Origin of the sequence: Pseudomonas sp. IT-P100 (assembly GCF_949767185.1) — a bacterium.
Taxonomy (GTDB): Bacteria; Pseudomonadota; Gammaproteobacteria; order Pseudomonadales; family Pseudomonadaceae; genus Aquipseudomonas; species Aquipseudomonas fluorescens_B.
Genome location: NZ_CATKQK010000022.1, coordinates 507,317 through 529,599, shown reverse-complemented (window position 1 = coordinate 529,599; position 22,283 = coordinate 507,317). Strand labels below are relative to the sequence as shown.

Below are 22,283 nucleotides of genomic sequence, written 5' to 3'. Positions count from 1 at the left end.
ACAGGCGCGTTCAGGTCGAGATTAAAAATTCAGGTCGAGATCAGGGCGTATGGAAGGCACCTGACCGTCAACGGTATTGGAGGAAGACGTTGTCTCGCCCGAACTGGTCACGCAGGGCTTGAATCAACGCATCCGCCGGGTCGATTCGCCAGGTCTCGCCGAACTGCAGCAAGGCTTTCGCATCGGGGCTCGTGTATTCCATGGTGATCGGGCATGCGCCGCGGTGACGCTTGAACAACTCACCCAGCCAGCGTAGCTGATCGCCCTTCAAATCCTTGGTCTGCAGCTTCAATCGCAGGCTTTCGGCCAGGTTGGTGCGCGCGTCCTCCATGCTCATCACCCGCTTGACCCGCAGGCGCAAACCGCCGGAGAAGTCGTCGTTGCTGACCTCGCCTTCGACCACCACCATCGCGTCAGTCTGCAACAGCGACTGCGCGGAATGGAACGCGTCGGCGAACAGCGAGGCTTCGATCCGGCCAGAACGATCGTCAAGGGTGATGAACCCCATCTTGTCACCCTTTTTGTTCTTCATCACCCGCAGGGCGATGATCATGCCTGCGACGGTCTGTGTATCACGAGCCGGCTTCAGGTCGATGATCCGCTGGCGGGCGAAACGGCGGATTTCGCCTTCGTATTCATCGATCGGGTGACCGGTCAGGTACAGGCCCAGGGTGTCTTTCTCCCCTTTAAGGCGTTCCTTCAGGGTCAGCTCTTTCGCCTTGCGGTGATTGGCATAGACGTCCGCGTCTTCTTCTACGAACAGCCCGCCGAACAGGTCGGCGTGACCACTGTCGTGGGTGCGGGCGGTTTGTTCGGCGGCCTTGATCGCCCCTTCCATCGCATTCAGCAAGACCGCGCGGTTCTGGTCGATGCTCGCTTGATAGGCTTTCGGCTCGTCATGGAAACAGGGCCCCAGACGATCCAGCGCACCGCTTCGGATCAAACCATCCAGCGTGCGCTTGTTGATGCGCTTGAGGTCGACACGGGCGCAAAAATCGAACAGGTCCTTGAACGGCCCGTCCTGACGCGCCTCGGTGATCGCTTCCACCGGCCCTTCGCCCACACCCTTGATCGCGCCGAGGCCATAGATAATGCGGCCTTCGTCATTCACCGTGAACTTGAACTCCGAAGTATTCACATCCGGCGCGTCGAGACGCAGCTTCATGGTGCGAATTTCTTCGATCAAGGTCACGACCTTGTCGGTGTTGTGCATATCCGCCGACAGTACCGCGGCCATGAACGGCGCCGGGTAGTGCGTTTTCAGCCACGCGGTCTGGTACGAAACCAGGCCGTAAGCAGCGGAGTGGGATTTGTTGAAGCCATAACCGGCGAATTTCTCCACCAGGTCGAAAATGTTACCGGCGAGGTCAGCATCGATGTTGTTGGTGGCGCAACCCTCAATGAAACCACCGCGCTGCTTGGCCATTTCCTCGGGCTTTTTCTTACCCATGGCCCGACGCAGCATGTCCGCACCACCGAGGGTGTAACCGGCCATGACCTGGGCAATCTGCATCACCTGTTCCTGATACAGGATGATGCCGTAAGTCGGTGCCAATACCGGTTTCAGACCTTCGTACTGGTAGTCCGAGTGCGGGTACGCGAGTTCGGCGCGACCGTGCTTACGGTTGATAAAGTCGTCAACCATGCCCGATTGCAAAGGGCCCGGACGGAACAGGGCCACCAGTGCGATCAAGTCTTCCAGGCAGTCGGGCTTGAGCTTTTTGATCAGCTCTTTCATGCCGCGCGACTCGAGCTGGAACACCGCGGTGGTTTCAGCTTTTTGCAGCAGTTGGTAGGTCGGTTTGTCATCGAGCGGGATGAACGCAATGTCCAGCGGCGGCTCATCGACCTTGGCGCGGTCGCGGTTGATCGTTTTCAGCGCCCAGTCGATGACCGTCAGGGTCCGCAGGCCGAGGAAGTCGAACTTCACCAGGCCGGCAGCTTCAACGTCGTCCTTGTCGAACTGGGTCACCAGGCCGTCACCGGCCTCGTCGCAATAGATCGGCGAGAAGTCGGTCAGCTTGGTCGGTGCGATCACCACACCACCGGCGTGTTTGCCGACGTTACGCACGACGCCTTCGAGCTTGCGCGCCATTTCCCAGATTTCCGCGGCCTCTTCATCGACCTTGATGAAGTCGCGGAGGATTTCTTCCTGCTCGTAGGCTTTTTCCAGGGTCATGCCGACTTCGAACGGAATCATCTTCGACAGACGATCCGCCAGGCCGTAGGACTTGCCCTGCACCCGCGCCACGTCGCGGACCACAGCCTTGGCGGCCATGGAACCGAAGGTGATGATCTGACTTACCGCGTTGCGCCCGTACTTTTCGGCCACGTAGTCGATGACCCGGTCACGACCGTCCATGCAGAAGTCGACGTCGAAGTCGGGCATCGATACCCGTTCCGGGTTAAGGAAACGTTCGAACAGCAGGTCATATTCCAGCGGGTCGAGGTCGGTGATCTTCTGCACATAGGCCACCAGCGAACCGGCACCCGAACCACGGCCCGGACCTACCGGCACGCCGTTGCTCTTGGCCCACTGGATAAAGTCCATAACGATGAGGAAGTAACCGGGGAACCCCATCTGGATGATGATATCCAGCTCGAAATTCAGCCGGTCGACGTAGACCTGACGCTTGGCTTCGTAGTCTTCGGTGGTGTCCTTGGGCAGCAGAACGCTGAGGCGCTCTTCCAGGCCATCGAAGGACACCTTGCGGAAATACTCGTCGATGGTCATGCCATCGGGAATCGGGAAGTTGGGCAGGAAGTGCGTGCCCAGTTTCACTTCAATGTTGCAGCGCTTGGCGATCTCGACGGTGTTTTCCAGCGCCTCGGGAATGTCGCTGAACAGCTCGGCCATTTCCTCGGCGCTTTTGAGGTATTGCTGATCGCTGTAATTCTTCGAACGTCGCGGATCGTCGAGGGCGCGGCCCTCACCGATGCAGACGCGGGTCTCGTGAGCGGCAAAGTCTTCCTGCTTGATGAAGCGCACGTCGTTGGTCGCGACCAGTGGCGCGCCGATCTTCTCCGCCAGGGCCACGGCGCCGTGCAACTGCTCTTCATCGTTGGGACGATTGGTGCGCTGGATTTCCAGGTAAAAGCGATCCGGGAACACCTCCATCCACTCGCGCGCCAGATTTTCCGCTTCAGCCGGATTGCCGCTGAGCATGGCCAGGCCGATCTCGCCTTCTTTTGCCGCCGACAGCATGATCAAGCCTTCGCTGGCCTCGGCCACCCACTCGCGCTCGATGATGACCGAGCCATTGCGCTGGCCGTCGATGAAGCCGCGGGAGATCAGTTCAGTGAGGTTGCGATAGCCGACAGCGTTCATGGCCAGCAGGCTGATCCGGCTCAGGGCGTTGTCCGGATCCTTGTTCGACAGCCATAGGTCGGCGCCGCAGATCGGCTTGATACCTGCGCCCATGGCGGCTTTATAGAATTTGACCAGGGAACACATGTTGTTCTGGTCGGTGACCGCCACGGCAGGCATGTTCATGCCGACCAGGGTCTTGACCAGCGGTTTGATCCGCACCAGACCGTCGACCAGGGAATATTCAGTGTGCAGGCGTAGATGAACGAATGAAGCCGGCATAGTGATCCTGCGTTATGTCATGAAAACAACAAGGCCCGGATTGTACCGGGCCTTGGGAAAAACATCAGCCTTGCAACTAACTCTCGATCAGGCTTTCCCGAGCTTCATATGCCAACCGCACTGGAGCAAACGAGCGGCGGTGAATCGGGGTCGGGCCCAAGCGTGCCAGCGCTTCCAGATGAACGGGCGTCGGATAACCTTTGTGACCACCGATGCCGTAACCCGGGTAAATCAATTCGAAGGCAGCCATCTCGCGGTCGCGGCTGACCTTGGCAAGAATCGATGCAGCAGCGATGGCCGGAACCTTGCCGTCGCCCTGCACTACCGCTTCGGCGCGCATGGACAGTTTCGGGCAGCGGTTACCGTCGATCATCGCCAGTTTCGGTTGAATGTGCAGGCCTTCGATCGCGCGTTGCATGGCCAGCATGGTGGCATGAAGGATGTTCAACTCGTCGATTTCTTCGACTTCCGCGCGCGCGATGCACCAGCTCAAGGCTTTTTCGCAAATTTCGTCGTAGAGCTTTTCGCGGCGGGCTTCGGTGAGCTTCTTCGAATCGTTGAGACCGAGGATCGGACGGTTCGGATCGAGGATCACAGCCGCGGTTACCACGGCACCGCAGAGCGGGCCGCGACCGACTTCGTCAACACCGGCAACCAGATCTTCAACTTCAGCGACCAAGGTGAAATCCAGCCCCATTTGCATGCTTGTTTTACTCATTGTACTTGGCCGATCAGCTTCAGCACTGCATCTGCAGCCTGGTTGGAGGCATCCAGACGAAGGGTCCGGTGAATTTCATCAAAGCCGCGAGTCTGCTCTTCGCCACCTTCGATCAATGGCGACAGCGTCTGGGCCAGCGCTTCAACGGTCGCATCGTCCTGCAGCAACTCGGGCACCAACAGGCGCTGGGCCAACAGGTTCGGCAACGAGACGTAGGGACTCTTGACCATGCGTTTGAGAATCCAGAACGTCAGTGGCGCCAGACGATAGGCAACGACCATCGGCCGCTTATACAACAAGGCCTCGAGGGTAGCCGTACCGGAGGCGATCAACACCGCGTCGCAGGCGGCCAGCGCCAGATGGGACTTGCCATCGAGCAGGGTCAGCGGCAGATCGCGGCCGACGAGCAACTCTTCAAGCTGCGCACGTCGCTGAGGACTGGCGCAAGGCATGACGAACCGCACGCCAGGACGCACGGCGCGCAGACGTTGGGCGGTATCGAGGAACAACGCCCCCAGACGCCCCACTTCACCGCCGCGACTGCCGGGCATCAGCGCGACCAACGGCCCGTCCGGCAGACCGAGCTCGGCCCGTGCAGCAGCGCGATCCGCTTCAAGCGGGATCGCATCGGCCAGGGAATGCCCGACAAACCGCACCGGCACGCCTTGCTCTTCATAGAATTTTGCTTCGAACGGAAACAGCGTCAGCATCAGGTCGCAACCTTCGCGAATCTTCAGCACCCGCTTCTGCCGCCACGCCCAGACCGACGGGCTGACGTAGTGCACGGTCTTGATTCCGGCCTGACGCAGCTTGAGTTCGATATTCAGGTTGAAGTCCGGGGCATCGATACCGATGAACACATCCGGCTTCTCGGCGATCAGGTCGGCGATCAGCTGCTTGCGGCGCTTGAGCAACTCGCGCAGCCGACCCAGCACTTCCACCAGGCCCATGACCGAGAGACGTTCCATCGGGAAATACGAGGTCAGGCCTTCGGCCTGCATCAGCGGACCACCGACACCGATGAACTCGACCGCCGGATGCTGTGCCTTGAGCGCACGCATGAGACCGGCGCCCAGAATGTCACCGGAAGCCTCACCCGCCACCAGCGCAATACGCAGATTAGCCATGATTAACGCGTGATGCCGCGGGTCGAAGACTGGATGGAATCACGAAACACCGCGACTTCCGGAAACTGCGCCGAAGGTTCGGCCAGTTCGGCGAGCGCCTGCTCGACGGTCAGGCCCTGGCGGTAAACCACCTTGTAGGCACGACGCAGGGCGTGGATCGCGTCTTCGCTGAAACCACGGCGACGCATGCCTTCGAAGTTCATGCTACGGGCTTCGGCCGGGTTGCCGAACACCGTGACGTAGGCGGGAACGTCCTTGCCAATGGCGGTACCCATGCCGGAAAAGCTGTGGGCGCCGATGTGGCAATACTGGTGAACCAGGGTAAAGCCGGACAGGATCGCCCAGTCTTCAACGTGCACATGGCCAGCCAACGCAGTGTTGTTGACGAGGATGCAGTGGTTACCGATGACACTGTCGTGGCCGATGTGGGCATAGGCCATGATCAGGTTGTGATCGCCCAGGGTCGTTTCCGAACGGTCCTGAACCGTGCCACGGTGAATCGTCACGCCTTCACGGATGATGTTGTGGTCACCGATGACCAGACGGGTTTCTTCGCCTTTGTATTTCAGATCGGGCGTGTCCTCACCTACCGAAGAAAACTGGTAAATGCGGTTGTGCTTACCGATTCGGGTCGGGCCCTTGAGAATCACATGCGGCCCGATCACTGTCCCCTCGCCGATTTCCACACCTGCGCCGACGATCGACCATGGGCCGACCTCGACACCTTCAGCCAGAACGGCCGTCGGATCGATGATTGCGCGAGGGTCAATCAAACTCATAGTTTGCGTTCCGCGCAGATGATTTCAGCGGAGCAGACTGGCTTGCCATCGACCGAAGCCTGGCACTCGAACTTCCAGATCTGACGCTTGCAGCTGATGAAACGGGCTTCGAGGATCAATTGATCGCCTGGAGTGACGGGCTGGCGAAAACGCAGCTTGTCGGAGCCGACGAAGTAGTAGAGCGTGCCGTCGGCAGGCTTCACGTCGAGCATTTTGAAACCAAGGATACCGGCAGCCTGAGCCATCGCTTCGATGATCAGTACGCCCGGCATGATTGGATGCGCGGGGAAGTGACCATTGAAGAACGGTTCGTTGATGCTGACATTCTTGTAGGCGCGAATGCGCTTGCCTTCCACGTCCAGTTCCACGACCCGGTCCACCAGCAGGAACGGGTAACGGTGAGGCAGGTATTCGCGAATCTCGTTGATGTCCATCATTTCGGGGGGAAGCCTATGTAAAGATTGGAAACGCGCGACTGACGCGCGTTCCTCTAGCAAATCAAGGAGGCAGTCTAGCGGCTGTGCACACTTGATATGGAAATGGTATCAGCCATCTGATGAAGCATTACCGTCAGGGGTCACTTCCCCTGTCCGCTTTTCCAGCTGTCGCAGCCGCCGCGCGATGTCATCGAGCTGACGGATACGTGCCGCGCTTTTGCGCCATTCGGCAGCCGGTTGCATGGCCGTACCGGAAGAGTAGGAGCCCGGCTCGGTAATCGAGTGGGTCACCATGGTCATCCCAGTGATGAAAACCTTGTCGCAAATTTCGATATGCCCCACCAGCCCGACGCCACCGGCGAGCATGCAATGCTTGCCGATCTTGGTGCTGCCGGAGATCCCCACGCACGCGGCCATGGCGGTGTGATCACCGATCTGGACGTTGTGAGCGATCTGAATCTGATTGTCGAGCTTGACGCCATTACCAATGACGGTATCGGCCAGCGCACCGCGGTCGATGGCGGTATTCACGCCAATCTCCACATCGTCACCGACCAGAACACCACCGATCTGGGCGATTTTCTGCCAGATGCCTTTCTCGTTGGCGAAACCGAAACCTTCGCCACCCAGTACCGCACCGGATTGAATCACCACCCGCTTGCCGATACGCACGTCGTGATACAGCGTGACGCGCGGTGCAAGCCAGCCACCTTCGCCAATGACACTACGAGCGCCGATGAAGCAGTGCGCGCCGATGGTTGTCCCGGCATCAATTCGCGCCCCGCTTTCGATGACCACAAATGCACCGATACTCGCCGCCGGATCGACCACCGCGTCCTCTGCCACTACCGCTGTCGGATGAATACCGGCAGCCGCCTTGGGCTTGGGATCGAAGAGGTGGGAAATGCGTGCATAAGCAAGATACGGGTCGGGCACGATCAGCGCCTCACCGGAAAAACCTTCTGCGTCAGCGGCTTTCAGCAACAAGGCTGCAGCCCGGCTATCGGCCAGGTATTTACGGTATTGAGGATTTGCCAGAAAGCTCAACTGAGCTGGGCCAGCCTCTTGCAAAGTGGCCAGCCCAGTTATTTCCTTCTCCGGGTCGCCACGCAGGGTGGCGCCGAGGAACTCGGCCAACTGGCCGAGTTTTATGGTCGCTGTCATGGATTACTTCAGCTGATTCATGCGCTCGATAACCTGGCGAGTGATGTCGTACTGAGGCTTGACATCAATCACTGCGCCACGCTCGAAGACCAGGTCAAAAGCACCTTTCTTGATGACTTCTTCCACAGCACTGTCCAGTTTCGGCTTGAGCTGCTTCAGCATTTCACGGTCAGCAACGGCTTTGGCTTCGTTCAGCTCCTTGGACTGGAACTGGAAGTCACGGGCCTTTTGCTTGAATTCAAGTTCCAGGCGCTCACGCTCGCCTTGCTGCATCTTGTCGCCGCCCGCCATCAGACGGTCCTGAATGCCCTTGGCGCTGCTTTCCAGCGACTTGAGTTTGGTCAGCTGCGGACCGAACTTTTTCTCGGCATCCACGGCGTATTTCTTGGCCGCGTCGGATTCCAGCAGAGCCATCTGATAGTTCAGAACGGCGATTTTCATGTCGGCAAAAGCCGGACCTGCTACCAGTAAGGTCGCCAGGAGAACCAATTGAGTCAACTTACGCACGATGCACTCCTACAAAATCCATTGTCGTTATCTTGGGTCAGACGCTTAGAACGTCTGGCCGAGGGAGAATTGGAACACTTGAGTTTCAGCCTCATCCGGTTTCTTGATCGGCATGGCCAACGCGAAACTCAGAGGACCCAGCGCGGTAACCCATGTCACACCCACACCGACAGAGCTAGCCATGTTGCTCAGGCTGATGTCGTTGCACTTGGTGTTGGACGACGAACCGTTCGCATTGGTGGTGTCTTTGCACGTTGAGTCGAAAACGTTACCCACATCCCAGAATACCGAGGTGCGCAGGGAGCGCTGATCTTTGACGAACGGCAGAGGGAACAGGACCTCTACCCCGCCTTGGATCAAGACGTTACCACCGAACGGCAGCGGATCCTGGTCCGGATCAAGAGCCGTACCCGGGTTGGTGCCGCGGCTCGGCGTACTGCGAGGACCCAAGGTGCTGTCCTTGAAACCACGAACCGAGTTGAAACCACCAGCATAGTAGTTTTCATAGAACGGCAAGCCATCGGTCGAACCGTAGCCATCGCCATAACCCAGCTCGGTATGCAGGCGCATGGTGTAGTTTTCGGTCAGTGGCTGGAACAACTGGCCACGGTAATCGAGTTTGAAGAACGACAGGTCGCTGCCCGGCGTCGTGGTTTCCAGCACCAGGCTTTGGGAATGACCACGTGTCGCCAGTACGCCCTTGTTCAGGGTCGATTCCGACCAACCGGCCGAAGCCTTGAAGTTCAGGTAGTTGTCGCCTTCCTTGTTAACGAAGTCGAAGATCTCGTCAACGGTGTACAGGCCAGTCTTGATCTTGTCCTGTTGCGCAGTCAGGCCGAAGGTCAGGCGCGACGTTTCGCTGATCGGGTAGCCGACGCTCACGCCCGCACCCAGGCTGTCCACGGCATAGCTGGCTACGTCGACGTCGAGGTCTTTGTAGTCAGTGGTGCGATAGAACGCGTTGTAACCCAGGCTCACGCCATCAGCAGTCCAGTACGGGTCGACATAACCGAAGTTATAGCGGCTCTGGTATTCGCTGCGGGTCAAGCCGACGCTGACCTTGTTACCCGTACCCAGGAAGTTGTTCTGGGTGATCGAACCACCGAGGATCAGACCGGCACTCTGTGCGAAGCCGACGCTGGCGGTAATCGAACCGGAAGCTTGTTCTTCAACGCTGTAGTTCACGTCAACCTGGTCATCGACACCCGGCACGGCAGGGGTTTCGACGTTCACTTCTTTAAAGAAGCCGAGACGCTCAAGACGGGTCTTGGACTGGTCGATCAGGTAAGTCGAAGCCCAGCCACCTTCCATCTGACGCATTTCACGGCGCAGCACTTCGTCTTCGGACTTGGTGTTGCCTCGGAAATTGATGCGGTTGACGTAGGCACGCTTGCCCGGATCGACGGCGAACGTGATATCGACGGTGTGGTCTTCATCGTGCGGCTGAGGCACGCCGTTGACGTTGGCGAAGGTGTAGCCCTCGTTACCCAGACGGCGGGTGATCAGTTCGGAGGTGGTGGTCATCAGCTTGCGCGAGAACACCTGGCCTTTCTGAACCAGCAGCAACGACTTGACCTGGTCCTCAGGGACTTTCAGGTCGCCGCTCAGCTTGACGTCACGAACGGTGTACTTCTCGCCTTCGTTGACGTTGACGGTGATGTAGACGTGCTTCTTGTCCGGTGTAATGGACACCTGGGTCGAAGCGATATCCATGTTGATGTAGCCACGGTCCAGGTAGTAGGAACGCAGACGTTCCAGGTCACCGGAAAGCTTTTCACGAGCGTACTTGTCGTCGTTCTTGAAGAACGACAACCAGTTGGTGGTCTTGAGTTCGAACAGGTCGATCAGGTCTTCGTCAGGAAAGACCGTGTTACCCACCACGTTGATGTGCTGGATAGCAGCGACGGTGCCTTCGTTGATATTGACCTTCAGGCCGACGCGGTTGCGCGGCTGCGGCACCACTTCGGTGTCGACGGTAGCCGAGTAGCGACCCTGCGCGACATATTGGCGCTGCAGTTCGTTACGTACACCTTCAAGGGTGGCACGCTGGAAGATCTCGCCTTCGGCCAGACCGGACTGTTTGAGGCCTTTCATCAGGTCTTCAGTGGAGATCGCCTTGTTACCTTCGATCTCGATACTGGCGACTGACGGGCGCTCGACTACCGTGATGACCAGGACGTTGCCATCGCGGCCCAGCTGGATATCTTGAAAGAACCCGGTTTTGAACAGCGCACGAGTGGATTCCACCAGGCGACGATCATCCGCCTGTTCACCGACGTTCAACGGCAAGGCACCAAAGACGCTACCCGCGGAGACCCGCTGGAGGCCATTGACGCGAATATCAGAGATAGTGAAGGACTCGGCGTGAACTTCGGCGATCATCAATACGGTGAGAACCGCAGTTAGCAGCAGACGTTTCATGAAGTCCTTTCTTATTCCAACTGGCAATAAACAAACTGCCGCAAAATGCGGCAGATTCGCAATATCAGCGAAGTGTTACAGACGGCCCAAATCATTGACCAGAGCAAGCAACATCACCCCGACCACCAAACTGATGCCGATCTGTATCCCCCAACCCTGCACCCGATCCGACAAGGGACGACCACGCGCCCACTCGATCAGATAAAACAACAAATGCCCCCCATCCAGTACAGGAATGGGCAACAAATTCAGAACCCCCAGGCTAATACTCAGATAAGCAAGGAAATTCAGGAAATCAGCGACGCCCGACTGGGCAGAAGCGCCCGCCACTTTAGCAATGGTTATCGGTCCACTCAAGTTTTTTACCGAGAGCTCACCGAACAACATTTTCTTGAGTGAATCGAGGGTCAGTACGCTCATGGTCCAAGTGCGTCGAGCCCCCTCGCCAATCGCAGCCAAAGGACCGTAACTGACCTCGCGAATCATCTCCGGTGGCCAATCGATCGCTTTCACCCCAGCCCCCAGATAACCGCTGGGGGCTTTCTTCTCGCCACGAGCGGCCAGCGTCACGGGGACGTCGATTTGAGCACCATCGCGCTCGATGCGCAGCATGATTTTGGTATCTGGTTGCGTACGAACGGTATCGACCACCTGCTGCCAGTCATCCAGCGCCTTGCCATCAAGCGCCAACAACCGGTCACCGGTTTTCAGGCCCGCTGCCTGCGCCGGACCTTTCGGGTCAAGCTCGGCCAGCACTGGCGGCAACGCCGGACGCCAAGGACGAATACCCAACGAGCGAATCGGATCCGGTTCATCCGCGCCCTTGAGCCATTTATCCAGGACCAGTTCACGAGGCGAATCCGCTGTGGACCCCTGATCGCGCACCAGCACCTGCAGCGAACCGCTCTCACCCAGACGACGAACCAGCTGCAGATTGACCGCACCCCAACCCGACGTTGGCTCACCATCGATGGCGACAATTTCCTGACCCGGGCTCAAACCGGCCTTGGCCGCGATACTGCCGGACTCTACGGCACCGATGACAGGCCGCACCTGCTCGCTGCCGAGCATCGCGAGCACCCAGAAAAAAATCATCGCCAGTAAAAAGTTGGCAATCGGCCCCGCCGACACGATTGCGATGCGCTGACGGACGGACTTGCGATTGAAGGACTGATCGAGCTGATCGGCCGGCACTTCGCCTTCGCGCTCGTCGAGCATTTTCACGTAGCCACCCAGCGGAATCGCGGCGACGACGAACTCAGTGCCTTTCTTGTCGTGCCAGCGCAGCAACGGCATGCCGAAGCCCACGGAGAAGCGCAGCACTTTGACCCCACAGCGACGCGCGACCCAGAAATGGCCGAATTCGTGGAAGGTGACCAGCACGCCCAGGGCTACCAGGGTGCCGACAATCATATAGAGCGCGCTCATCTACTTTCTCCGCAATCCTATCCAGTGCTGCATGGGCCAACCTGTTGCAGCACTTACCGCCCGTGGCGACTCAACCATTGCTCCACCAGGGCTCGCGCCTTCGCGTCAGCCGTGAACACCGCCTCGAGATCATTCACCGCTACCACAGGCTCGAGATTCAAGACTTCCTCGATGATACTCGCGATTTCCAGATAGCGAACCCGCCCGTCGAGAAAGGCGGCGACTGCTACTTCATTTGCCGCATTGAGCATGGCTGGCGCGCTATTGCCCGCCTCGGCGGCCTGACGCGCCAGGCGCAGGCATGGGAAACGCTCTTCATCGGGCGCCTGGAAGTCCAGACGTGCGATGGCGAACAGATCCAGCGGAGCAACGCCCGAATCGATACGCTCCGGCCAGGCCAAGGCGTTGGCGATCGGCGTGCGCATGTCGGGATTGCCCAGCTGCGCCAATACCGAACCGTCGATGTAGTCGACCAGCGAATGAATCACACTCTGCGGGTGAATCACCACTTCGACCTGGGAAGGCTTGGCGTCGAACAGCCAGCAGGCTTCGATCAGCTCGAGCCCCTTGTTCATCATGCTCGCCGAATCCACGGAGATCTTGCGCCCCATGGACCAGGTCGGGTGCGCACAGGCCTGCTCAGGCGTTACATCGGCCAGTTCGGCCAAGGGTGTCTGCCGGAACGGACCGCCAGAGGCTGTCAGCAAGATCCGACGAACGCCCACGACCCCGAGCCCACGGGAAAAATCCTGTGGCATGCACTGGAAAATCGCGTTGTGCTCGCTGTCGATCGGCAGCAGCACCGAACCGCTTTTGCGTACGGCCTGCATGAACAGCGCGCCGGACATCACCAGCGCTTCTTTGTTGGCCAGCAGAATTTTCTTACCGGCCTCAACTGCCGCCAGGGTCGGACGCAAGCCCGCCGCACCGACAATGGCCGCCATGACCGTGTCGACATCAGGATCGGAGGCGACCTGACGCAGGCCCGCCTCCCCCACCAGCACGCGAGTCGACAGACCGGCTGCACGCAAATCGTCCTGCAACACCCGGGCGGCGTTGTGCTCTGGCACGACGGCGAACCGCGGCACATGCCGGACGCAAAGCGCGTGCAACTCGCTCAGACGCGTGAAGCCGCTCAAGGCAAAAACCTGATACCGCTCGGGATGTCGGGCAATGACGTCCAGCGTGCTCAGACCGATCGAACCGGTCGCACCCAGGACCGTAATCTGCTGCGGGCGGCTCACGGTGCCGCCATCCACAGCAGCACAGCAAATACAGGGATCGCGGCCGTCAGGCTGTCGATGCGATCCAGCACACCGCCGTGACCGGGCAGCAGATTACTGCTGTCCTTGATCCCGGACTGGCGCTTGAACATGCTTTCGGTGAGGTCGCCCACCACCGAGATGAACACGATAATGGCCGCACCGATCAACCCTTTGAAAAGCTCGGCAACCGTCCAGTCGCGAACCAGGCCGACAATGACGGTGATGACCAGGCTCAGCGCCAGGCCGCCATACACGCCTTCCCAGCTCTTGCCGGGGCTGACCAGCGGCGCGAGCTTGCGCTTGCCGAAGGCCCGGCCGGAAAAATAGGCGCCAATATCGGCACCCCAGACCAGCACCATCACGGCCAAAATCAGTAGATTGCCATTGCCGGAATCGTGTTTTTTGATTTCGACCAGACCTTGCCATGCCGGCAGGAGAATCAACAGGCCGATCACCAATTTGGTCGCTGCTGCGGACCAATGCTCGCTCGAACGCGGATAGGTCAGCACCAGATACGTCGCCACGCCCCACCACAGCACCGAGGCACCCAACACCCAGGGTGCAAGTCCCGGCAGGATATGCATGACAAACAACATCAACGCGACCACTGCTGCGTAGGCGACGCGAATCGGTTGAGCGGCGAAACCCGCCAGGCGCGCCCATTCCCAGGCACCGAGGGTTACGACCAACCCGATGAACAGCGCGAAGCCGGAACCTTCAAGCAGGAAAAACCCGCACAAGGCAATCGGCAGCAGTATCAGCGCAGTGATGATTCGTTGTTTAAGCATTAAACCCGGGCTCCAGCCTCGACCTGCTCGCTCGTTTTACCGAAGCGACGCTGACGAGAAGCGAAATCGGCCAGCGCGGTGCGCATGGCGTCGTGTTTGAAGTCCGGCCAGAACAGGTCGGAGAAGTACAACTCGGCGTAGGCCAGTTGCCACAACAGGAAGTTGCTGATGCGGTGTTCGCCACCGGTGCGAATGCACAGGTCCGGCAACGGCAGGTCGCCGGTGGCCAGGCAGGCTTGCAACAGTTCCGGGGTAATGTCTTCCGGACGCAGATGACCGGCCTGAACTTCCCGCGCCAGACGCTGCGCGGCTTGCGCGATGTCCCACTGACCGCCGTAGTTGGCGGCGATCTGCAGGACGAAGCGATTGGCGCCCGCGGTCATGGCTTCAGCCTCGCGCATGGCCGCCTGAAGCTCTGGATGAAAACGCGAACGGTCGCCAATGATGCGCAGACTGATGTTGTTTTCGTTGAGGCGCTTGGCCTCGCGACGCAATGCCTTGAAGAACAGGTCCATCAAGGCACTGACCTCATCGGCCGGGCGCTGCCAGTTCTCGCTGGAAAAGGCGAACAGGGTCAATACCTCGACCTTGGCCTCGGCACACACCTCGATCACTGCACGAACCGCATCCACACCCGCTTTATGCCCGGCGACACCCGGCATAAAGCGTTTTTTCGCCCAGCGATTATTGCCATCCATGATGATCGCGACATGGCGCGGCACCGCGGACGGCGCAACCTGCTTGGTCTTTTCCATGAAAACGCGACCCTTATACGGCCATCAGGTCTTTTTCTTTCTGCGCCAGATTCGCGTCGATTTCAGCCACGTACTTTTTGGTCAGATCATCGATCTCGCCAGTGGCGCGACGCTCTTCGTCTTCGCTGATTTCCTTTTCCTTGACCAGATCCTTGAGCTGGCTGTTCGCGTCACGACGGATGTTGCGCACGGCAACACGGGCGTCTTCAGCAACATCGCGGGCCTGCTTGGTGAAGCCCTTGCGGGTTTCTTCGGTCAGGGCCGGCATGGAGATCAGCAGCAGCTCACCCAGGTTGGTCGGGTTGAGGTTCAGACCGGCGCTGCCGATGGCTTTATCGACAGCACCCAGCATGTTGCGCTCGAAGGCAACGACTTGCAGGGTACGGGCGTCCTTGACGGTGATGTTCGCCACTTGCTTGATCGGAGTATCGGAACCGTAGTACGGCACCATCACGCCTTCCAGAATGCTCGGGTGCGCCTGACCGGTACGAATACGGCCGAAGTTGTGCATCAGCGACTCGACGGATTTCTGCATACGCTCTTTAGCGTCTTTCTTGATTTCGTTGATCATTGTTGGCCTTCCTCGATCAGGGTCCCTTCAGCGCCGCCATGCACGATGTTCAGCAGGGCGCCGGGCTTGTTCATGTTAAATACGCGCAACGGCATCTTGTGGTCGCGGCACAGGCAAATGGCCGTCAGATCCATCACGCCCAGCTTGCGATCCAGCACTTCATCGTAGGTCAGATGATCGAACTTCTCGGCATGCGGGTCCTTGAATGGATCGGCGGTGTAGACACCATCGACCTTGGTCGCTTTCAACACGACGTCAGCGTCGATTTCGATCGCACGCAAGCAGGCTGCCGAATCCGTGGTAAAGAACGGATTGCCGGTGCCAGCCGCGAAGATCACGACTTCCTTGGCGTTCAGGTGGCGCATGGCTTTGCGGCGATCATAGTGATCGGTCACGCCAACCATGGAAATGGCCGACATCACGATGGCCGAGATATTGGCACGTTCCAGCGCGTCGCGCATGGCCAGGGCGTTCATCACAGTGGCCAGCATGCCCATGTGGTCGCCCGTGACCCGATCCATGCCGGCTGCGCTCAGCGCTGCGCCGCGGAACAGGTTGCCGCCGCCGATCACCAGACCGACCTGGACACCGATGCCGACCAGTTGGCCGACTTCCAGCGCCATGCGATCCAGAACTTTCGGATCGATCCCGAACTCTTCCGAGCCCATCAGGGCCTCGCCGCTAAGCTTGAGTAGAATGCGTTTATAGCGAGCCTGATAACCACTGCCCTGCTGAGCCATTGCGAATCTCTCCTGCGGCGTATTTTAAAAATTCTTTGCGAGCTGTTTACAGCTGGCGTTCACTCTAGCTTGGCGCTGCTTCAGCGCCATCGGAACATGGCTTTGTAAGCCAGTTCCAAAGGGAAACCAATAAAAATTGGTGCCCCATCTGAAAAGAGGCTGCGCGCGTAAGCGGGCAGCCTCTTCAGGGCGACAGTTGAAAAACCGTCTTATTGCTTGGCGGCAGCCAGCTGGGCAGCAACTTCTTCAGCGAAGTTGTCGACCGGCTTCTCGATGCCTTCGCCTACTTTGAAGTAGGTGAAAGAAACGATTTCAGCACCGGCTTTCTTGGCCAGTTCGCCGACCTTGACTTCAGGGTTCTTGACGAACGCCTGCTCAACCAGGCTCGCTTCAGCCAGGAACTTGCTGATACGGCCTTTGACCATGTTCTCAACAATGTTTTCTGGCTTGCCTTTGATTTTTTCTTCGTTCAGCTGCAGGAACACGGCTTTTTCGCGCTCGATAGCTTCAGCCGAAACTTCCGATGGCAGCAGGAACTCAGGGTTGCTGGCCGCTACGTGCATAGCGATGTCTTTGGCCAGCTCAACGTTGCCGCCCTTCAGAACAACCGCAACACCGATCTTGTTGCCGTGCAGGTAACCACCAACCACATCACCTTCAACGCGAACCAGGCGACGGATGTTGACGTTTTCGCCAACCTTGCCGACCAGAACCAGGCGATCGGCTTCTTGAGCTTCGATCAGCGGAGCGACGTCAGTCAGTTTGTCAGCGAACGCCTTTTCAACGCTGGAAGCGACAAATGCCTTGAAGTCGTCCTGCAGAGCCAGGAAGTCGGTCTGCGAGTTCACTTCCAGCAGAACGGCGGATTTACCGTCTTCCTTCAGTGCGATCGCGCCTTCAGCAGCTACGTTGCCTGCTTTCTTGGCAGCCTTGATGGCGCCCGAAGCGCGCATGTCATCAATGGCTTTTTCGATGTCGCCGCCAGCCTTGGTCAAGGCCTTTTTGCAGTCCATCATGCCTTCGCCAGTACGCTCGCGCAGTTCTTTGACCAACGCTGCAGTAATCTCTGCCATTTCAAAATTCCTCTTGGATAGGTTTTCAACCATTCCACCCGATCGAACGGGCGTTCAATTCTTCCCGAACCACCCTTGTTAGCAGCTGCAAGTTACAAACGCTGTAATTGCGCCACCAGACAAATGGTTTTCGAGGTGGCAAAAAGGGGGCCAAGCCCCCTTTTTGCTTACTGAGTCAACGCCAAGGCGTCAATTACTCAGCTGCAGCTGCCGGAGCTTCTTCAACGAACTGCTCGGTGCCGCCAGCAACGTGGTTGCGACCGCGGATTACAGCGTCAGCCATCGAACCCATGTACAGCTGGATAGCGCGGATTGCGTCATCGTTGCCTGGGATGATGTAGTCAACGCCTTCCGGGCTGCTGTTGGTATCGACTACGCCGATAACCGGGATGCCCAGCTTGTTGGCTTCGGTGATCGCGATGCGCTCGTGATCAACGTCGATAACGAACAGAGCGTCTGGCAGACCACCCATGTCCTTGATACCACCCAGGGAACGATCGAGCTTCTCAAGATCGCGAGTGCGCATCAGCGCTTCTTTCTTGGTCAGCTTGGCGAAAGTACCGTCTTCGGCTTGCACTTCAAGGTCACGCAGACGCTTGATGGAAGCACGGATGGTTTTGAAGTTGGTCAGCATGCCGCCCAACCAGCGGTGATCGACGTACGGCGAACCGCAACGTGCTGCTTCTTCAGCAACGATCTTGCCAGCGGAACGCTTGGTGCCAACGAACAGAATCTTGTTTTTGCCCTGGGCCAGACGCTCTACGAAAGTCAGAGCTTCGTTGAACATTGGCAGGGTTTTTTCAAGGTTGATGATGTGGATCTTGTTACGCGCGCCGAAAATGTACTTGCCCATTTTCGGGTTCCAGTAACGGGTCTGGTGACCGAAGTGCACACCGGCCTTCAGCATATCGCGCATGTTGACTTGGGACATGATAGTTCCTTAATAAGTCGGGTTTGGCCTCCACGTATCCCAATGACCAACCAGCAGCATCAGCTGAAGGCACCCAGGTCATCGTGTCGACACGTGTGTGGATTTAAGCCTTTCGGGGCATCCCCGGAAAGCGGCGCATTTTATACCACAGGGCTCGCAAAAACGGAACCCGGATTCTCAATTCCTGACGCGCGCCTTCATCCGCGCCCTTGGAATCGCTCAAGAATGCGCCCATCTATAGAGAGAAGCGATGCACAGAGGCTCAGATTTGCGCTGATCGTCTGTTAGAATCGCGTTTTTCAGGGCGGCGAACATCGATCGCACATTGCCCATTCCGTGTTAGCAAGCGCCATCGAGCGCAGAGAGAGCCTGTATGACCGTCACCCTCAAAACCCCGGAGGACATCGCAAAAATGCGTGTCGCCGGCAAACTGGCCGCCGATGTCCTGGAAATGATTGCTGAACACGTCAAGCCGGGCATCACCACCGAAGAGCTGGACCGCATCTGCCACGACTACATCGTCAACGTGCAGCAGGCCATTCCTGCCCCGCTCAACTACAAGGGCTACCCGAAGTCGATCTGCACCTCGATCAACCACGTGGTCTGCCACGGCATTCCGAACGAGAAGCCATTGAAGGACGGGGACACGCTGAACATCGACGTCACCGTGATCAAGGATGGCTTCCACGGCGACACCAGCCGCATGTTCCACGTCGGCACTGTGCCGGTCTGGGCCGAGCGCCTGTCGCAAGTGACCCAGGAATGCATGTACAAGGCCATCGAGATCGTCAAACCCGGCTGCCGCCTGGGCGACATCGGTGAAGTGATCCAGAAGCACGCCGAAAAGAACGGTTTCTCGGTGGTTCGCGAGTTCTGCGGCCACGGTATCGGCAAGGTGTTCCACGAAGAGCCGCAGATCCTGCACTACGGCCGCGCCGGCACCGGCATGGAACTGAAGGCCGGCATGACCTTCACTATCGAGCCGATGATCAACCAGGGCAAGGCCGACACAAAAGTGCTGGGCGACGGCTGGACCGCGATCACCAAGGACCGCAAGTTGTCGGCACAGTGGGAGCACACATTGGTAGTGACCGAGACCGGTTACGAGATCTTCACCTTGCGCAGCGATGACACCATCCCGCGCGTTTCGGCCTGATCCGGACCGCGCCGCTCCCAGCCTTATAGAAAGGAAAGCCAATCGATGCCGCAGGTGGATCCCGAACTCTTCGACCGTGGCCAGTTCCAGGCTGAACTGGCCCTGAAGGCCAGCCCGATCGCTGCTTTCAAAAAGGCGATCCGCCAGGCCCGAGAGGTCCTTGACGGACGCTTTCGCAGCGGCCGGGAGATTCGCCGACTGATCGAGGATCGCGCCTGGTTCGTCGACAACATCCTGCAAAAGGCCTGGGAGCAGTTCAACTGGAGCGAAGACGCCGACATCGCGCTGGTCGCGGTCGGCGGCTACGGTCGTGGGGAGTTGCATCCTTTCTCCGATATCGACCTGCTGATCCTGCTGGACAGCGCCGACCACGAAGTTTTCCGTGATTCCATCGAGCGTTTTCTGACGCTGTTGTGGGACATCGGCCTGGAAGTCGGTCAGAGCGTTCGCTCCGTCGACGAATGCGCGGTAGAAGCCCGCGCCGACCTGACGGTGATCACCAACCTGATGGAAAGCCGCACCATCGCCGGCCCCGAACGCCTGCGTCAGCGCATGTTGGATGTCACCAGCACCGCGCACATGTGGCCGAGCAAGGACTTCTTCCTGGCCAAGCGCGCCGAGCAGAAGGCCCGTCACCATAAGTACAACGACACCGAATACAACCTGGAACCCAACGTCAAAGGCTCGCCCGGCGGACTACGGGATATTCAGACGATTCTGTGGGTGGCCCGTCGCGAGTACGGCACCCTGAACCTGCGGGCACTGGCCGGGGAAGGTTTCCTGGTCGAGAGCGAGAATGCCCTGCTGGCCTCTTCTCAGGAATTCCTGTGGAAGGTTCGTTACGCGCTGCACATGCTCGCCGGTCGCTCCGAAGACCGCTTGCTGTTCGACCACCAGCGTTCGATTGCCGGCCTGCTGGGCTTCGAGGGCGATGACGCCAAGCAAGCCATCGAAAACTTCATGCAGCAGTATTACCGGGTGGTCATGAGCATCGCGCAGCTCAGCGACCTGATCATCCAGCACTTCGAGGAAGTCATCCTGGCGCCGGAAGATGAAGCGCCGCCGCAACCGATCAACTCGCGGTTCCAGTTGCACGACGGTTACATCGAGGCACGCAACGACAATGTATTCCGCCGCACGCCGTTCGCCATGCTCGAGATTTTCGTGCTGATGGCCCAGCAGCCGGAAATCAAGGGCGTGCGTGCCGACACGATTCGTCTGCTGCGGGAAAACCGTCATTTGATCGACGACGATTTCCGCAACGATATTCGTAACACCAGCCTGTTCATCGAGCTGTTCAAGTGCAAGATCGGCATCCACCGCAACCTGCGACGGATGAATCGTTACGGCATTCTCGGGCGTTATCTGCCGGAGTTCGGCTTCATTGTCGGGCAGATGCAGCATGACCTGTTTCACATCTACACGGTCGACGCGCACACGCTGAACCTGATCAAGCACTTGCGTAAGCTGCAATACACGCAAGTGTCGGAAAAATTCCCGCTGGCCAGCAAGCTCATGGGCAAGCTGCCCAAGCCCGAGCTGATCTACCTGGCCGGGCTGTACCACGACATCGGCAAGGGCCGGCATGGCGATCACTCGGAAATCGGCGCCGTGGATGCCGAGGCCTTTTGCCAGCGCCACCAGCTGCCGGTGTGGGACAGCCGCCTGATCGTCTGGCTGGTGCAGAACCACCTGGTGATGTCGACCACTGCCCAGCGCAAAGACTTGTCCGACCCGCAAGTGATCCACGATTTTGCGCAGATCGTCGGTGACGAAACCCGCCTTGATTATCTGTACGTGTTGACCGTCGCCGACATCAACGCCACCAACCCGACACTGTGGAACTCCTGGCGCGCCAGCCTGTTGCGCCAGCTCTACACCGAGACCAAGCGCGCCTTGCGCCGCGGTCTGGAGAATCCGGTGGATCGTGAAATGCAGATCCGCCAGACCCAGAGCGCCGCCCTCGATATTCTGGTGCGCGGCGGCAACGACCCGGACGACGTCGAACAGTTGTGGTCGCAATTGGGTGATGATTATTTCCTGCGTCACACTGCCGGCGACGTGGCCTGGCACACCGACGCGATCCTGCAGCAGCCGGCCGATGGCGGGCCGTTGGTGCTGATCAAGGAAACCACCCAGCGCGAGTTCGAGGGCGGTACGCAGATCTTCATTTATGCGCCGGACCAGCACGACTTCTTCGCCGTGACCGTGGCGGCGATGGATCAGTTGAACCTGAACATTCACGACGCCCGGGTCATCACGTCCAGCAGTCAGTTCACCCTCGACACCTACATCGTGCTCGACACTGACGGCGATTCGATCGGCGATAATCCGGCACGGGTCAAACAGATCCGCGAAGGCCTGACCGAAGCCCTGCGCAACCCGGACGATTACCCGACGATCATCCAGCGACGGGTGCCGCGCCAGCTCAAGCATTTCGCGTTTGCACCGCAGGTGACGATCCACAACGACGCCCAGCGGCCGGTGACGGTGCTGGAGCTCAGTGCCCCGGATCGGCCGGGCTTGCTGGCGCGGATCGGTACGATTTTCCTGGAGTTCGACCTGTCGCTGCAGAACGCCAAGATTGCGACGCTCGGCGAACGCGTGGAAGACGTGTTCTTCATCACCGACGCCAATAACCAGCCATTGTCCGACCCATTGCTGTGCAGCCGCTTGCAGGATGCGATCGTTGAGCAGCTGACCGTCAGTAACGAACCCGATATCAAGTTGTCGCGAATCAGTATCTGAATTAACAAATTTCCCCCTGTGGGGGCGAGCCCTGTGCCGAGGGGATTTATCCCCGTTCGGCTGCGAAGCAGTCGTAAACGCGGTTT

Annotated in this window: 18 protein-coding genes; 2 read left to right on the top strand and 16 right to left on the bottom strand. The window is 58.8% G+C overall.

The window, feature by feature from the left end; translation table 11 throughout:
* Positions 1-67: 67 nt before the first annotated feature.
* The 16 genes from dnaE to rpsB form a co-directional block, all read right to left on the bottom strand.
* Positions 68-3,589, bottom strand: a complete 3,522-nt coding sequence (gene dnaE, locus ACM6IQ_RS18570; RefSeq protein ID WP_017336712.1) for a DNA polymerase III subunit alpha — start codon at positions 3,587-3,589, stop codon at positions 68-70.
* A 76-nt stretch (positions 3,590-3,665) separates the two neighbouring features.
* Positions 3,666-4,292: a ribonuclease HII gene (gene rnhB / locus ACM6IQ_RS18565; protein WP_017336711.1), complete on the bottom strand. Its 627-nt coding sequence runs from the start codon at positions 4,290-4,292 to the stop codon at positions 3,666-3,668.
* Positions 4,293-4,303: 11 nt separating this feature from the next.
* Entirely contained in the window at positions 4,304-5,434 is a 1,131-nt protein-coding gene (lpxB, locus tag ACM6IQ_RS18560) for a lipid-A-disaccharide synthase (protein ID WP_414879503.1), read from the bottom strand.
* Positions 5,435-5,436: 2 nt separating this feature from the next.
* Positions 5,437-6,213, bottom strand: a complete 777-nt coding sequence (gene lpxA / locus ACM6IQ_RS18555; protein WP_017336709.1) for an acyl-ACP--UDP-N-acetylglucosamine O-acyltransferase — start codon at positions 6,211-6,213, stop codon at positions 5,437-5,439.
* Positions 6,210-6,650, bottom strand: coding sequence for a 3-hydroxyacyl-ACP dehydratase FabZ (gene fabZ, locus ACM6IQ_RS18550; protein ID WP_017336708.1), 441 nt, complete (start codon positions 6,648-6,650; stop codon positions 6,210-6,212). Before fabZ ends, lpxA begins: the two co-directional genes overlap by 4 nt.
* Positions 6,651-6,758: 108 nt before the next feature.
* Entirely contained in the window at positions 6,759-7,814 is a 1,056-nt protein-coding gene (gene lpxD / locus ACM6IQ_RS18545) for a UDP-3-O-(3-hydroxymyristoyl)glucosamine N-acyltransferase (protein ID WP_017336707.1), read from the bottom strand.
* Positions 7,815-7,817: 3 nt separating this feature from the next.
* Positions 7,818-8,321, bottom strand: a complete 504-nt coding sequence (locus tag ACM6IQ_RS18540) for an OmpH family outer membrane protein (protein WP_414879502.1) — start codon at positions 8,319-8,321, stop codon at positions 7,818-7,820.
* A gap of 45 nt (positions 8,322-8,366) precedes the next feature.
* Positions 8,367-10,742, bottom strand: a complete 2,376-nt coding sequence (gene bamA / locus ACM6IQ_RS18535) for an outer membrane protein assembly factor BamA (protein ID WP_017336706.1) — start codon at positions 10,740-10,742, stop codon at positions 8,367-8,369.
* A 75-nt stretch (positions 10,743-10,817) separates the two neighbouring features.
* Positions 10,818-12,170: a sigma E protease regulator RseP gene (rseP, locus tag ACM6IQ_RS18530; RefSeq protein ID WP_017336705.1), complete on the bottom strand. Its 1,353-nt coding sequence runs from the start codon at positions 12,168-12,170 to the stop codon at positions 10,818-10,820.
* 53 nt (positions 12,171-12,223) lie between these two features.
* On the bottom strand, positions 12,224-13,414 hold the full coding sequence (gene ispC, locus ACM6IQ_RS18525; RefSeq protein ID WP_414879501.1) for a 1-deoxy-D-xylulose-5-phosphate reductoisomerase: 1,191 nt from the start codon (positions 13,412-13,414) through the stop codon (positions 12,224-12,226).
* The gene (locus tag ACM6IQ_RS18520; protein ID WP_017336703.1) at positions 13,411-14,223 is read right to left on the bottom strand and encodes a phosphatidate cytidylyltransferase; all 813 of its coding nucleotides are present in this window, start codon (positions 14,221-14,223) and stop codon (positions 13,411-13,413) included. Before ACM6IQ_RS18520 ends, ispC begins: the two co-directional genes overlap by 4 nt.
* Positions 14,223-14,978, bottom strand: coding sequence for a polyprenyl diphosphate synthase (uppS, locus tag ACM6IQ_RS18515; protein ID WP_017336702.1), 756 nt, complete (start codon positions 14,976-14,978; stop codon positions 14,223-14,225). Before uppS ends, ACM6IQ_RS18520 begins: the two co-directional genes overlap by 1 nt.
* Before the next feature lie 13 nt (positions 14,979-14,991).
* Positions 14,992-15,549: a ribosome recycling factor gene (gene frr / locus ACM6IQ_RS18510; RefSeq protein WP_008028968.1), complete on the bottom strand. Its 558-nt coding sequence runs from the start codon at positions 15,547-15,549 to the stop codon at positions 14,992-14,994.
* Positions 15,546-16,289: a UMP kinase gene (gene pyrH / locus ACM6IQ_RS18505; RefSeq protein WP_003172271.1), complete on the bottom strand. Its 744-nt coding sequence runs from the start codon at positions 16,287-16,289 to the stop codon at positions 15,546-15,548. The genes frr and pyrH overlap by 4 nt, the downstream gene beginning before the upstream one ends.
* Positions 16,290-16,498: 209 nt before the next feature.
* Positions 16,499-17,362, bottom strand: a complete 864-nt coding sequence (gene tsf / locus ACM6IQ_RS18500) for a translation elongation factor Ts (protein ID WP_017336701.1) — start codon at positions 17,360-17,362, stop codon at positions 16,499-16,501.
* A 193-nt stretch (positions 17,363-17,555) separates the two neighbouring features.
* On the bottom strand, positions 17,556-18,293 hold the full coding sequence (gene rpsB / locus ACM6IQ_RS18495) for a 30S ribosomal protein S2 (protein WP_007907989.1): 738 nt from the start codon (positions 18,291-18,293) through the stop codon (positions 17,556-17,558).
* Positions 18,294-18,666: 373 nt separating this feature from the next.
* Here rpsB and map point away from each other — a divergent pair, with 373 nt between their 5' ends.
* Positions 18,667-19,449 carry a type I methionyl aminopeptidase gene (gene map, locus ACM6IQ_RS18490; RefSeq protein ID WP_017336700.1) on the top strand — a complete coding sequence of 261 codons (783 nt, stop codon included), beginning with the start codon at positions 18,667-18,669 and terminating at the stop codon, positions 19,447-19,449.
* A gap of 45 nt (positions 19,450-19,494) precedes the next feature.
* Entirely contained in the window at positions 19,495-22,197 is a 2,703-nt protein-coding gene (locus tag ACM6IQ_RS18485) for a [protein-PII] uridylyltransferase (RefSeq protein ID WP_414879500.1), read from the top strand.
* Positions 22,198-22,283 lie beyond the last annotated feature (86 nt).

Excerpts from the sequence above, each read along its gene's own strand:
- dnaE (WP_017336712.1), bottom strand. The coding sequence starts at position 3,589 with ATGCCGGCTTCATTCGTTCATCTACGCCTGCACACTGAATATTCCCTG.
- rnhB (WP_017336711.1), bottom strand. The coding sequence starts at position 4,292 with ATGCAAATGGGGCTGGATTTCACCTTGGTCGCTGAAGTTGAAGATCTG.
- lpxB (WP_414879503.1), bottom strand. The coding sequence starts at position 5,434 with ATGGCTAATCTGCGTATTGCGCTGGTGGCGGGTGAGGCTTCCGGTGAC.
- lpxA (WP_017336709.1), bottom strand. The coding sequence starts at position 6,213 with ATGAGTTTGATTGACCCTCGCGCAATCATCGATCCGACGGCCGTTCTG.
- fabZ (WP_017336708.1), bottom strand. The coding sequence starts at position 6,650 with ATGATGGACATCAACGAGATTCGCGAATACCTGCCTCACCGTTACCCG.
- lpxD (WP_017336707.1), bottom strand. The coding sequence starts at position 7,814 with ATGACAGCGACCATAAAACTCGGCCAGTTGGCCGAGTTCCTCGGCGCC.
- bamA (WP_017336706.1), bottom strand. The coding sequence starts at position 10,742 with ATGAAACGTCTGCTGCTAACTGCGGTTCTCACCGTATTGATGATCGCC.
- rseP (WP_017336705.1), bottom strand. The coding sequence starts at position 12,170 with ATGAGCGCGCTCTATATGATTGTCGGCACCCTGGTAGCCCTGGGCGTG.
- ACM6IQ_RS18520 (WP_017336703.1), bottom strand. The coding sequence starts at position 14,223 with ATGCTTAAACAACGAATCATCACTGCGCTGATACTGCTGCCGATTGCC.
- uppS (WP_017336702.1), bottom strand. The coding sequence starts at position 14,978 with ATGGAAAAGACCAAGCAGGTTGCGCCGTCCGCGGTGCCGCGCCATGTC.
- frr (WP_008028968.1), bottom strand. The coding sequence starts at position 15,549 with ATGATCAACGAAATCAAGAAAGACGCTAAAGAGCGTATGCAGAAATCC.
- pyrH (WP_003172271.1), bottom strand. The coding sequence starts at position 16,289 with ATGGCTCAGCAGGGCAGTGGTTATCAGGCTCGCTATAAACGCATTCTA.
- tsf (WP_017336701.1), bottom strand. The coding sequence starts at position 17,362 with ATGGCAGAGATTACTGCAGCGTTGGTCAAAGAACTGCGCGAGCGTACT.
- rpsB (WP_007907989.1), bottom strand. The coding sequence starts at position 18,293 with ATGTCCCAAGTCAACATGCGCGATATGCTGAAGGCCGGTGTGCACTTC.
- map (WP_017336700.1), top strand. The coding sequence starts at position 18,667 with ATGACCGTCACCCTCAAAACCCCGGAGGACATCGCAAAAATGCGTGTC.
- ACM6IQ_RS18485 (WP_414879500.1), top strand. The coding sequence starts at position 19,495 with ATGCCGCAGGTGGATCCCGAACTCTTCGACCGTGGCCAGTTCCAGGCT.